Here is a 12,421-nt window from a genome sequence, read left to right on the forward strand (position 1 = left end):
CGGTCAGCTCTCGGCGGGCAGCAGCTCGGCACGGACGGCCGCCAGTTCACGGCGGTACTTCGCCACATTGCCAAGCTTGATCGCCTCGTAACCCCGGACCAGATCGGGCAGTCCGGCGAGCTTGACCACGACATCTGCGTTCTCCGGCCGCAACGCCGTGAGCGCTTCCCGCACGGCGTCGCGGTACTCCACGACGAGGGCGCGCTCGACCTTCCGGACCTCGGCGTAGCCGAACAGGTCGAACGGCGTCCCCCGCAGCCGGCGCATCGCCACGAGCAGGCGGAAAACGGGCTTGAACCACGGGCCGAGGCTGATCTTCCCGCGCATCCCGAGGGCCCGCAGCACCGGCGGGTGCAGCCGGTAGGCAACCTTGGCGTCCGGCCCGTACTCGGCCGCGAGGGCGTCGCGCACGTCGTTCCCGATCGACAGGCGCGCGACTTCGTACTCGTCTTTGTAGGCCATCAGCTTGTACAGCTGCCGCGCGACCGCCTCGGACACCGCGCCGCGGTCGGCTTCGGCCCGGTGCACCTCGGCGACGAAATCGGCGTATGCCTTGGCGTACCGGATGTCCTGGTACGCCACGAGATCGGCGACGCGGACCGCGACCAGCTCGGCGAGCACGGAACCCGGCCGCGCGCCGACGCTGTCCACCAGTGCCTGTACCTCGGGGGCGACGGGCGCCGCGGCCGGGGCGCCCGTGCCCACGGCGGTGTGAAAAGCGTCCGGGTCGCTCACGAGCTGCCGGCCCCGGCGGAAGGCCTGGACGTTGGCGTCGACCTGGGCGCCGTTGAGCTCGATGGCCTGCTCGATCGCGGTGGCCGGGATCGGCAGGACGCCGGTCTGGTAGGCCACCCCGACCAGGATCAGGTTGGCGAACTGGTCCCGGCCGAAGAGCGCGTTCGAGATCGCCCGCGCGTCGGCGAACAGGTTCTTGGCCGGGTCGGTGTGCTCGCCGATGAGGCCGGTCAGGGTGGTGACGTCCGGGAAGCCCACCCTGGTGTCGGCGACCATGCCGCCGGTCGCGACCTTCGCGGTCGAGACGACGGCGACGGTGCGTCCGGGGTCGGCGGCGGCCAGGTGCGCCGGATCCGCGGCGACCAGCAGGTCGGCGCCCAGATAGAGGTCGACTTCGCCGGCGGCCGCCTTGTTCGCGCCGCCGTCGTCGGCACGGCTGATCTTGAGGTCGGAGACGACCGCGCCGCCCTTCTGGGCCAGGCCGGTCTGGTCGAGCGACCGGACCCGCAGCCCGGCGAGGGCGGCGGCGACCCCGAGGATCTGGGACACCGTGACGACACCGGAACCGCCGATGCCGAGGATCCGGGTGGTGTGGTGGTCCCACCCGGCCGGGGCCGCGGGCGGTTCCGGCAGCGACGTCCCGAGCGCGGCCACGGCGCCCCGGGCCGGGCGCTTCTTGCCCGCCGTGACGGTCAGGAAGGACGGGCAATCGCCCTTGAGGCAGGAGAAATCCTTGTTGCAGGAGGACTGGTCGATGCGGGTCTTGCGGCCGAACTCGGTGTCCACCGGCTGCACCGAAAGGCAGTTCGACTGGACGCCGCAGTCACCACAGCCCTCGCAGACGCGTTCGTTGATCACGACGCGCTCGACGGGCTCCGCGGCGAGGCCGCGCTTGCGCTTGCGGCGCAGCTCGGTCGCGCACTCCTGGTCGTGGATGAGCAGGGTGACCCCGCCGATGGCGGCCAGCCGCTCCTGGGCCGCCACGATCCGGTCGCGGTGCCAGACCTCGACCCCGCGGGGCAACCCGCGGCGGCGGTAGGACTTGAGGTCGTCGGTCGTGATGATGATCTTCTTGACGCCCTCCGCGGTCAGGGCGCGCGCGATCTCCGCGACGGTCATCTGGCCGGCCGCTTGCTGCCCGCCGGTCATCGCGACCGCGGAGTTGTACAACAGCTTGTAGGTGATGTCGACGCCACCGGCGACCGCCGCCCGCACGGCGAGGCTGCCCGAGTGGTGGAACGTGCCGTCGCCGAGGTTCTGCAGCAGGTGCTTGCGCTCGAGGAACGGCGCCATGCCGAGCCACTGGGCACCTTCGCCGCCCATCTGGGTCAGGCCGATGACGTCCCCGACGAGATCGGGGGTCATCACCAGCGCCAGCGCGTGGCACCCGATCCCGGCGCCGACCAGGGAGCCCGGGGGTGTCCGGACCGAGCTGTTGTGGGGGCACCCGGAGCAGAAGTACGGCGTGCGGACGGCGAGCGGGAGCAGGGCGCGCCGGGCGCGCGGACGGCCGCGCTCCAGCCAGTCCGCGACCGTCGGCACGTGCCCGTGGGCCTGGATCCGGGCGGCCAGCGCGGCCGCGACCTCGTCGGGGCCGAGTTCTCCGTGTGTGGCAAAGAGCTTGCTGCCGTCCGGTGTCGTCTTGCCGGTCACCAGCGGCACGCCGGACCGGCCGAAGAGCAGGTCCTTGACGGCGGTCTCGAGGAACGGCCGCTTTTCTTCCACGACAACGACTTCGTCGAGCCCCGAGACGAACTCGGTGACGATCTCCGGGTCGAGCGGGTGGATCAGGCCGAGCTTCAGCAGCCGGATCCCGGCCCCGGCGAGGTCGGCCTCGCCGAGCCCGAGCAGGGTCAGCGCCTGGCGCACGTCCGCGTAGGACTTGCCGGAGGCGATGATCCCGAGGCGTGCGCCGGACGTGGCGCCGGTGATGGTGTTCAGGCCGTTCAGCCGGGCGTAGCGCAGGGCGAGCTCGAGGCGGGGGCCGTTGCGGCCGCGTTCGAGCTCGATCAGCGTCGGTCCGGCCAGCTTGGCGGTGACCGTGTGCGTGAAGGGTTTGCCGTCGACTTCGCGGGAGGGCATCGCGCGGGTCAGGCGGTCCGGGTCGACGCGGACGGTGCCGGACCCGTCGGCGATGTTCGTGACGATCTTCAGTGCGGTCCACAGGCCGCTCGCCCGGGACATGGCGACCGCGTGCAGGCCGAGGTCCAGGACCTCCTGCGGGCTCCCGGGGTAGAGCGTCGGCATGCCCAGATCGGCGAGCAGCAGCTCCGACGCGCCGGGGACGGTGGACGACTTCGCGGTCGGGTCGTCACCGACCAGCGCGACGGCGCCCCCGGCGTGGTGGGTGCCGCACAGGTTGGCGTGGCGCAGGGCGTCGGCCGCGCGGTCCAGGCCGGGTGACTTGCCGTACCAGAAGCCCGTGACGCCTTCGACGCGCTTGTCCGGCATCGTCGAGGCGAGCTGGGTGCCCTGCACCGCGGTCGCCGCGAGCTCCTCGTTGACGGCCGGGCGGAAGACGATGTCGAGCTGCTCGAGGAGCGCGGCGTGCTTGGCGAGCTCGAGGTCGTAGCCGCCCAGAGGTGAACCCTCGTAGCCTGAGACGTAGAGCGCGGAGTCGTGGCCGGCCGCCGCGTCGGCGCGCCGGACGTCCAGGGCGAGGCGCACCAGGGCCTGGATGCCGGTCAGGTGGACGACCCCTTCGCCGGCCAGGTACCGGTGGTCGAGCGAGGCCGGCGTGGTCATGCCGCCGGCCGGCCGGTGCGCGGGGCCGCCTGCCCACCGAGGTGCAGGTACCGAGTCCCGTCGTCGAGGTCGTAGAAGATGACGGACAGCCACTCCGAGCGACCCGGGATCTGCAGGACGTAGGTGTCCGGGGCGATCGGGACCAGCGCGGCCTCGATCCGGTCGGTGCCGAGCGAGGCCGCGAGCACGCCGCTGGGGCGCGCGACCAGCGCCAGCCCGTCGCCGTGGTCGGCCACTTCGTAGCTCATCAGGACGCGCTCGTAAGTGCCGGTGACGTCCGCGGGGCCGGCCGCCACCGGGGCGGCGGGCGGCTCCGGCCGGGCCGGCATGGTGACGCCCGCGTGCTCGGCGGCCAGCTCCGCGACCAGGTCCCGGTAGAGCTCGGCCGAGTCGGCGGAGTTGACCAGCAGCGCGATCGACACGGGTACCGGGCCGGGGATGACCTGCAGGTACGCGGTCTGGCCCAGGGTCTGCCCGTCGTGGCCGAAGACCGGCCGGCCCCAGTCGCCGAGCATCCAGCCGAGCCCGACGTGCGTCCCCTCCGCGTCCGTCCCGGGGATGGCCACCTGGGGTGCGCGCATCGACCGGGCCGCCTCGGCCGACAGCAGCCGCTTTCCCGCGGCCGTGACGCCGTCGGCCAGGTGCAGCTGGGCGAAGGTGAGCAGGTCCACGGCGCGGGCGTGGATCAGCCCCTGGGGGCCGGCCGCGCGCGGCAGGCCCCACTGCGCCGTGACCTCGGTTCCGATGTGGCCGACGGCCGCGCCCCACAGCAGCGCCTCCTCGGGAAGGGTGCCGGCGGCGTCGAGCCCGAGCGGCGTGAGCAGGCGTTCGCGCAGTACCGCGTCCCACGTCTGCTTCCGCAGCACCTCGACGAGCCGGCCGAGCAGCGCGAACCCGGAATTGCAGTAGCTCATCGTCGCGCCGAGCGGGTGCGTGGTGGCGAGCTGGGCCATCTCGCCGACGTAGCGGGCGAGGCAGTCGTCGCCGCGGCCGGTGTCGGCGAAGAAGTCGCCCCCGATGCCGCTGGTGTGGGTCAGCAGGTGCCGGGCGGTCACCCCGGCGGTGATCCGCTCGTCGAGGACCCGGAAGCCGGGCAGGTAGGTGCCGATCGGGACGTCGAGGTCGAGCAGCCCGTCGTCGACGAGCTGCATGACCAGCGTCGCGGTCCAGACCTTCGTGATGCTGCCGATCTGGAACACGCTGTCGACGGTGGCGGGGGCGCCGGTGCGGGTGTTCAGCACCCCGGTCGCGGCGAGCACCGTTTCGTCGCCGACGGCGAGGGCGACGCTCGCGCCGGGGACCTGGTGCTTCCCGGCGAGTTCGGTGAGCCGGGTTTCGAGGGTGGCGGGGTCCATCATGCCTCCGGGAGGAAGATGCCGACCTGGTCGACGACGATCCGCTGCACGGCGCCGTCGGGGTCCAGGTCGGCGGTGACGCCGATGCCGGGCTTGGCAGGGCAGCGGAACGCGGTACCGCCCGCGCTCGTGAGGACGAGGTCGCCGAGGACGTCGGAGACGGCGACGAGCTCCGAGCCGCGCGGGCGGATGGTCAGGGTGATCGGACCCATCCGGTAGCGGCCGGCCATCGCGGCGAGCAGCGCGTCCGACGCGGGTTCGGGTCGCCGGGTGAACACGGCGGGGGCCACCTGGGGCTCGAGTGTCACGCAGAGGCCGGCGACCGCACCGTCGGCGTCCTGGGTGAACACCAGCGGGCAGTCGATCTCTTCGTCGACGAACACCAGGTCCCAGGAGTCGTGCCCCCGGTGCTCGAGCCGGATCCGGCTCGTGGCGTCGTGGAAGCCCGGCACGAGCTCGCCGTCGGAGAGCCGGATGGTCAGGTCGCCGTAGGCGGGATGGGTGTAGGTGCCGGCGAAGCCGTCGAGCGCCCGCGACGGCGGTGCCCCGGATGCCCGCGCCCGGCGCTGCTCGCGGGCATCGGTGTAGCCGGCGTCGAGGGCGGTCTGGAGGTCGTGGAACCGGGCGCCCCAGCTCACAGTGGTGTCGCCGGTCAACCGGTCGACGATCCCGTAGATCAGCGGCAGGCGCAGGAAGCTGCTGTCGAGGTTGGTGAGCACGGCGACGCCGAGGCCGGCGTCCGGGACGACGCAGACGTCCGAGGAGAACCCGAGGGTGTTGCCGCCGTGGTGCACGAGCCGCCGGCCGCGGTAGCTCTCGACCTGGCAGCCGAGGCCGTAGCCCAGCGAGGCGATCTCGGCGAAGCGGTCGATGCTGATGCCGCCGAGCATGGCGGGCCGGTGCAGCTGCTCCAGCGCCGCGGCGGACAGCACGTCGGTCCGCCCGCCGAGCCGGGCCGACAGCCACCGGGCGAGATCGGCGATGGTCGACACGATCCCGCCGGCGGGGCCGGCCTTGACCGCCGTGGCCCGCGCCGGCAGCGCCTGCCGGACGAAGCCCGTGGACGTGGCCTTGTAGGGCTGCGCCGGCTCACCGGCCGGCACGTCCTGCACGGAGAACACGGTTTCGGCCATCCCGAGCGGCGCCAGCAGGCGGGCGCGGACGGCCGCCGCCCACGGCTGACCCGTCAGCACCTCGATGAGGTGCCCGGCCGCGAGGTAACACAGGTTGTTGTAGTCCCACACCGTGCGCAGCGGCCGGGACACCGGCAGGTGGCGCAGCCGCCGGGTGGTCTCTTCCAGCGACATCTCGGCGTCGCCGAACCACAGGAAGTCGTGCCGGGGCAGGCCGGTCCGGTGGCTGAGCAGATCGCGCGGGGTGACCAGCTCCGTCGCGTGCGGATCGTGCATCGCGAACCACGGCAGCACATCGCGGACCGGGGCGTCGAGGTCGACGAGCCCGGCGTCCGCGAGCAGGCAGAGGGTCGCGGCGGTGAAGGCCTTGGTGTCGGAGGCGAGGGGGAACGGCGTGCCGGCGTCGACCGGCCGCCCGGTCTCCAGGTCGGCGTGGCCGAACCCGTCGCACACCACCACTTCGCCGTCGGACACGACCGCGACGGCCAGGCCCGGGACGGTGAACCGGGCCTGTTCGGCCGCGATGAAGGCGCGGATCGCGTCGATGTCGGCCATCAGACGGCCCTGCCTGCCGAGCACCTGTTCATGTCCTCACGCTAGGGCGGCTCGGGCACCCGGTGTTGGTGGTGAGGCGCAAAACCGCCGGTTACGGTTGTTGCCCCGGCACTAGGTTCGGGCCGCTCGACCGGCCATGCTGGAGCGGTGCCCGCTATCCACGACCTGCTGAACCGGCTCGGCCACGAGCTCGCCACCTTGGCCGTCGCCCCGGCCGACGTCACCGGCGACTTCACCGACGTGGTCGTCTACGACCCGCTGGACGCTCCGGCTTTCGAAGCGGGGGCGCTGGTGCTCGCGGTGGGCGTGAGCGCGGAGTCCGCACTGGCGCTGCGGCTGGCCGCCGCGCGGCCGGCTGCGCTCGTGGTGCGGCACGACGGACCGGTGGGGCAGCCGCTGCTGGCCGAGGCCCTCGACGCCGGGGTCGCTCTCCTCGTCGTGCCGGCCGGCTGCCCGTGGTCGAGCGTGTTCGCGATCGCCTCGTCCCTGCCGGGGCAGCTGCCCCCGGTCCACGCCGACTCCGGGTCCGAGGTGATCAGCGACCTGTTCGCGGTCGCCAACGCGCTCGCCGGCACGCTCGACGCCCCCATCACCATCGAGGACAACCAGTCACGCCTGCTGGCCTACTCCGCGCTGCAGGGGGAAGTGGACGTGGCCCGCGCCGCCACGATCCTCGGGCACCGCGTCCCCACCTCGTTCCGCCACCAGGTGCGGCGGCTCGGCGTCACCAAGAGATTGTTGCGGGAGACGGAACCCTTCTTCCTGAAGTCCTCCGAACCGGACATCCACTCGCGCACCGTGGTGACGTTGCGCGAGCACGGCGAGGTGCTCGGCTCGATCTGGGCGGTCACCGACACGCCGCTCGACGCCGCGCGCACCGCGGCGCTGGCGGAAGCCGCCCGGAGCATCGCCGTCCGGCTGGCCCACCACCGGCTCATCACCGACCTGCGGCGCCGGCACGACCTGGCGTCGATGACGCTGCTGCTGCGTGGCGGGGCGGGTGCGGCCGGGGCCGGCCGCCGGCTGGGGCTGGCCGGGGCCGCGTACCGGCTGGCCGCCATCGCCGCCACCCGGGCGGCGAACGGGAACGAAGCCCTGCTCGACCGCTGCGCGACGGCCCTCAAGCAACACCTTTCCGTGACGTGCGAAGCAAGCGCGATCGCGCGGATCGACGACGTCGTGTACGCCGTGATCCCCGGCTCCGCCGATCCCGGCGAGAGCTTGGCGGCGGTGCGCAAGGTCGTGCTCGCTGCCCGCGCCGCGGCCCGCCTCGACTCGCCCGAGCAGGTCGTCATCGGGGTGAGCGGACCGGTGGCCGGCCTCGACGATCTCGACGAAGCTCGCGAGGAGGCCGATCGGGTCCTGCAGGTGCTCGCCGGCGCGCGCAGCCATGACGGGTGCGCCGAGGTCGGCGAGGTCGGCCTCGCGGTGAGCATGCTCCGCCTCGCGGAGCTGGAATCGGCCCGCCGGGCCGGGCGGCGCAGCGTGCTGGACGACATCGACGACTACGACTCGGCCCATGGAACGAGCTACGGCCCGACCATGCGGGTCTACCTGGGCTCGTTCGGCGATCCGGCCGTGGTGTCCAAGTCCCTCGGGGTGCACACGAACACCTTGCGCTACCGCGTGCGCCGGCTGCACGAGCTCTTCGCCGTCGACCTGGACGACGCGGATACCCGGTTCGAGCTCATGGTGGACATCCGCCTCAGGGCGCCGGCTTGACCGGGGCGTGGGCGATCACCTCGATTTCGACCAGCGCACCACCGATCAGGGTCACTTCGACGACGGAGCGCGCCGGGTACGGGTCGGCGAAGAGCTCGGCGTAGACCTCGTTCATGGCCGGCCAGTCCGCCATCGAGGTCAGGAACACCGTGGCCTTCACGACATCGCTCAAGTGTGCGTCGTGGGAGGCGAGAACCTTGGAAACGTTGGAAATCGCCTGACGGGTTTCCTCGGCGACTCCGCCCGGAACGAGGCCTGTGTCGCCGAGGCCGAGCTGGCCCGAGACGAACAGGAGGTCGCCGGCGCGAAAGGACGGTGACAGCGGGATGGTCACGAGAACTCCTCGGTCGGGAAATGCGGACTGGTCAGTGATCGAGCTTGGCCGGCAGCCGGTCCGCGGCGATGGCGGCCGCCAGCGCGCGGTCGGCCAGCGTGCCGGTGCGGAACAGTTCGGCGCCCGCCTTCGCCAGCGTCGGTGCCATCTGGACGCCGTAACCGCCCTGGCCGACGAAGCTGAACAACGCGGGTTCGCCGGCGTGCCGGCCGACCACGGGCGCCCGGTCCGGCGCGAACGTGCGCAGCCCGGCCCAGCTCGTCCGGACGCTGCGCAGCTGCAACGTCGTCACCGCGTTGACCCGTTCGAGCACCAGCGCCACGTCGAGCGGGTCCGGTTTGACGTCCCCGGGAAGCACTTCGCTCTCGTCGCCCGGCGACATCAGCACCGCGCCGCCCTCCGGCTTGAAGTACCAGGTCTCCGCGATGTCGGCGACCACCGGCCAGGCGCCGGCGACGGGTCGTGCCGGGCGCGAGATCACCACCGTGCGCCGCCGCGGGGACAAGCCGTGCCCGGCGTCGCCGCAGAGCCCGGCGACCTCGTCCCCCCAGGCGCCGGCCGCGTTGACGAGCACGTCGCCCTGCCACCGCCGGCCGTCCGCGGTTTCGACGTCCCACCCGGAGGCGAGCCGGGTGGTGGCGGCGAGGCGGGCGCCGGTGACGATCTCGCCGCCGCGGTGGCGAAGGGTTGCCGCGTAATAACTGTGGAGCGCGTGCACGTCGATGTCGCGGGTGCTGGGGTCGTACCCGCACAGCAGCACGTCGTCGGTTCGCAGCGCGGGGCACAGCGCCGAGGCTTGCTCCGCGGTCAGGGCCGTCATCGCCGGTTGAGCCGCGATCATGGCCTCCAGCGCGGCGGCGCCCGGCTCGTCCCACGCGGTCAGCAAGCCGCCGCGCGGGGCCAGCAAGGCGGGCATGTCCGGGAGCGCCGACAGCCGGGCGAACTCCGCCTCGCTGCGTCGCGTCAGCTCCCGCACGGGAGCCGGACCGTAGCCGGTCATGAACAAGGCGGCCGACCGCCCCGTGCTGTGCACGCCGAGCGAGGACTCCGCCTCGAGCAAGATCACGTCGTGGTCGAGGGCGAGTTCACTGCCAAGAGAAACACCCGCGATGCCACCACCGACGATGATTACCCGCTCCCGTGTCATTCCGTGAGTGTCGGCCGCCCGGGTGGGCCAAGGCTTGTGCACGGGACGAAAACCGTCGACGGTGATGTCTGCATCACCGACAAGACAACCGTTCCCGCCCGCGACTCGACGCCACCTTCTCGTGCCGAACGTCCACTCGGGACGGACGGTCAGCGGAAGAGGCGGAAGAACCCGCGCACCTGCTCGACCAGCGACTCCGGCTGCTCCAGCGCGGCGAAGTGGCCTCCTCGTGGCAGTTCCTCGAACCAGCGCAGGTCGGTGAACCGCAGTTCGGCCTCCCGCCGCGACGGGCGGGTGATGTCGCGCGGGTAGACCGACAGTCCGGCCGGCGCGGTGACCTTGTCCCGGAAGTTGGCGAAGCTTTCCCAATATAGGCGCGCCGACGACGTGGCCGAGGCGGTGAACCAGTAGACCGAGATCTCGTCGAGGATCTGCTGCCGCGACACCGCGTCTTCGTGGTGGCCGTCGTGGTCGGTCCAGGCCCGGAACTTCTCGGCGATCCAGGCGGCCTGGCCCGCCGGGGAGTCGGTGAGGCCGTAGCCGAGCGTCTGCGGCCGGGTCGCCTGCAGCGCCGAGTACCCCCGGCCGGTGCGCTGGAACTCCTTCTCCGCCTCGAGGTTCGCCAGTTCCGACGGTGTCGGGTCGTCGAACGTGCCCGCTGCCACGGATCCCAGGTTCAGGTGCACGGCCGCGGCCCGCTCGGGCGCCACCTCGCCCAGTGCACCGGACACTGCCGAGCCCCAGTCACCGCCCTGCGCGCCGTAGCGCTCGTAACCCAGCGAGACCATCAACGTGTCCCAGGCGCGCGCGATGCGCGTGACGCCCCACCCGGTCGTCGACGGCTTGTCGCTCCAGCCGTAGCCGGGCAACGAGGGCGCGACCACGTGGAACGCGTCCGCCGGATCGCCGCCGTGCGCGCGTGGATCGGTCAGCGGGCCGAGGATCTCCAGGAATTCGAGCACCGAACCCGGCCACCCGTGCGTGAGCACCAACGGGAACGCGTCCGGCTCCGGGGAGCGGACGTGCAGGAAGTGGATGCCCAGCCCGTCGATCGTGTCGCGGTACTGCGGGAAAGCGTTCAGCCGCTGGGCGAATCCGAAGTCGTAGTCCTCGGCCCAGCTGCGGCACAGGTCCTGCGCGTAGGCCAGCGGCAATCCCTGTGACCAGTCGTCCACCGGCTCGGGCTCGGGCCACCGCGTCCGGCGCAGCCGTTCGCGCAGATCCGCGATCTCGGCTTCGGTGACGCTGACTTCGAACGGCTTGGCGACCATGGCTTCCTTCCTCGGTGAGGTTTTGCCGGATCAGGCGCCGGGGCGCCGGGTCAGGCTGACGATGAGCCCGCACAGGGGGAGTGCTGCGAGCACGGTGAGGGCCACCGGCACAGGCACGATGCCGGACAGGCCCGCGACCGCGGCCGGGCCGATCCCGCCACCCAGTGCGTTCATGAAGTTGAGCAGGCTCTGTGCGGTGTCGCGGTCGCTCGTGGCGACGAGGTCGGTGGCGAGGCCCACCAGTACGGCCTGGGCGCCGGCGAACCCGCACACGGTGAGCGCCGTGCCGAGGATGACCGGGACCGGCCCGGTCCAGACCGCGACCACGAGCACGCCGGCGACGGTGACCGCGGCGAGCCCGGCCGACACCTGCCAGCCGGTGAACCGGCCGGTCAACGTGCCGATCAGCCGCCCGGCCAGTACGGAGCAGGCGGCGGCCGGGACCAGGAGCACGCCGGCTTCGAGGGGGCCGCCGCCGGTGGCCTGCTCGATCAGGGACGGGGCGAGGAACAGCACCCCGTAGTAGCCGGCGAAGACCGTCCCGCCGATGAGCCCGGCCGCCGGGAAACCGCGGGCCGTGAGCACCCGCCGGGGCACGAACCCGTCGGGCGTGCGCCGCACGCGCCACCACAGTCCCGCGGCGGCGAGCACCCCGGCGGCGGTCACGACGAGCGTGACCGGTCCGGGCAGGCCGACCGAGTGGGCCTGCAGCACCGTGATCACCGAACCGGCGAGCACCGACAGCACGGCCGCGCCGACGACGTCGAATCGCCCGGCCGGGCCGCCGCTCTTCCGCGTCAACACGCGCCTGCTCGGCAGGGCGGCCGGCAGGAGGGGCAGTGCGAGGACCGGGATCGCGAGCACGGCGCGCCAGCCCAGCCAGGCGGTGACCGCCCCGCCCAGCAGCGTCCCGGACCCCGACGCGGTCGCGCTGGCGGCGGCGATGATCCCGAGCGCGCGGATCCGGTCCCGCCCGGGAAGGGCGGTGGCGGCGGCGAAGACAGCGATCACGGTCGCACCCGCCCCGGCGCCACCGATCAGCCGGCCGGCGATCACGACCGGCAGCGTCGGGGCGAATCCCGCCAGCGCGGAGCCCGCGGCGAGGGTCACGACCCCGGTGACGAGGACCTGGAAGGGGTTCCACCGGGCCAGCAGCCGGCCCGCGACCGGCATCGCGAGCGCGGAGGTCAGCGACCAGGCGGCGAGGATCCACGCGGTGGCCCCGAACGGCACCGCGAGCGCGCGGCCGATGGCCGGCAGCGCCACCGACGGTGCGCCGAGCGCCACGTACATCGGCAGCACCAGCAGTCCCAGGGTGAGCCCCAGCCGCCGTCCGTCCGGTGCCGGGTCCGCCTCCTTGCCGGGAGCCTCTTCGGACGGGATCGCCTGCGGCATCATCGCCTCCTCTCCCGTATGGTTGTGAC

Annotated in this window: 8 protein-coding genes; 1 reads left to right on the top strand and 7 read right to left on the bottom strand. The window is 72.9% G+C overall.

All coding sequences use genetic code 11. The annotated features are described in order from the left end of the window. Positions 1-3: 3 nt before the first annotated feature. The 3 genes from OG371_RS27100 to OG371_RS27110 are packed head-to-tail and all read right to left on the bottom strand — an operon-like array spanning position 4 to position 6,547. Positions 4-3,480, bottom strand: a complete 3,477-nt coding sequence (locus OG371_RS27100; RefSeq protein WP_329057997.1) for an indolepyruvate ferredoxin oxidoreductase family protein — start codon at positions 3,478-3,480, stop codon at positions 4-6. Further along, positions 3,477-4,838: a serine hydrolase domain-containing protein gene (locus OG371_RS27105; RefSeq protein ID WP_329057999.1), complete on the bottom strand. Its 1,362-nt coding sequence runs from the start codon at positions 4,836-4,838 to the stop codon at positions 3,477-3,479. Before OG371_RS27105 ends, OG371_RS27100 begins: the two co-directional genes overlap by 4 nt. Continuing rightward, entirely contained in the window at positions 4,835-6,547 is a 1,713-nt protein-coding gene (locus OG371_RS27110; RefSeq protein WP_329058001.1) for a serine hydrolase, read from the bottom strand. Before OG371_RS27110 ends, OG371_RS27105 begins: the two co-directional genes overlap by 4 nt. A gap of 123 nt (positions 6,548-6,670) precedes the next feature. On the opposite strand from OG371_RS27110, the gene OG371_RS27115 reads away from it, so the two are divergent. Next, on the top strand, positions 6,671-8,245 hold the full coding sequence (locus OG371_RS27115) for a PucR family transcriptional regulator (protein WP_329058003.1): 1,575 nt from the start codon (positions 6,671-6,673) through the stop codon (positions 8,243-8,245). On the opposite strand, the gene OG371_RS27120 is transcribed toward OG371_RS27115, so the two are convergent. The 4 genes from OG371_RS27120 to OG371_RS27135 form a co-directional block, all read right to left on the bottom strand. Further along, positions 8,229-8,579 carry a RidA family protein gene (locus tag OG371_RS27120; RefSeq protein WP_329058005.1) on the bottom strand — a complete coding sequence of 117 codons (351 nt, stop codon included), beginning with the start codon at positions 8,577-8,579 and terminating at the stop codon, positions 8,229-8,231. The two genes, OG371_RS27115 and OG371_RS27120, sit on opposite strands and share 17 nt — an antisense overlap. A 31-nt stretch (positions 8,580-8,610) precedes the next feature. Next, positions 8,611-9,726: an NAD(P)/FAD-dependent oxidoreductase gene (locus tag OG371_RS27125; protein ID WP_329058007.1), complete on the bottom strand. Its 1,116-nt coding sequence runs from the start codon at positions 9,724-9,726 to the stop codon at positions 8,611-8,613. Positions 9,727-9,875: 149 nt separating this feature from the next. After that, on the bottom strand, positions 9,876-10,997 hold the full coding sequence (locus OG371_RS27130) for an epoxide hydrolase family protein (protein ID WP_329058009.1): 1,122 nt from the start codon (positions 10,995-10,997) through the stop codon (positions 9,876-9,878). A gap of 30 nt (positions 10,998-11,027) precedes the next feature. Then, on the bottom strand, positions 11,028-12,392 hold the full coding sequence (locus OG371_RS27135; protein WP_329058011.1) for an MFS transporter: 1,365 nt from the start codon (positions 12,390-12,392) through the stop codon (positions 11,028-11,030). Positions 12,393-12,421 lie beyond the last annotated feature (29 nt).

This window comes from Amycolatopsis sp. NBC_01480, from assembly GCF_036227205.1.
Lineage (GTDB): Bacteria > Actinomycetota > Actinomycetes > Mycobacteriales > Pseudonocardiaceae > Amycolatopsis.

Excerpts from the sequence above, each read along its gene's own strand:
- OG371_RS27125 (WP_329058007.1), bottom strand. The coding sequence starts at position 9,726 with ATGACACGGGAGCGGGTAATCATCGTCGGTGGTGGCATCGCGGGTGTT.
- OG371_RS27100 (WP_329057997.1), bottom strand. The coding sequence starts at position 3,480 with ATGACCACGCCGGCCTCGCTCGACCACCGGTACCTGGCCGGCGAAGGG.
- OG371_RS27105 (WP_329057999.1), bottom strand. The coding sequence starts at position 4,838 with ATGATGGACCCCGCCACCCTCGAAACCCGGCTCACCGAACTCGCCGGG.
- OG371_RS27130 (WP_329058009.1), bottom strand. The coding sequence starts at position 10,997 with ATGGTCGCCAAGCCGTTCGAAGTCAGCGTCACCGAAGCCGAGATCGCG.
- OG371_RS27135 (WP_329058011.1), bottom strand. The coding sequence starts at position 12,392 with ATGCCGCAGGCGATCCCGTCCGAAGAGGCTCCCGGCAAGGAGGCGGAC.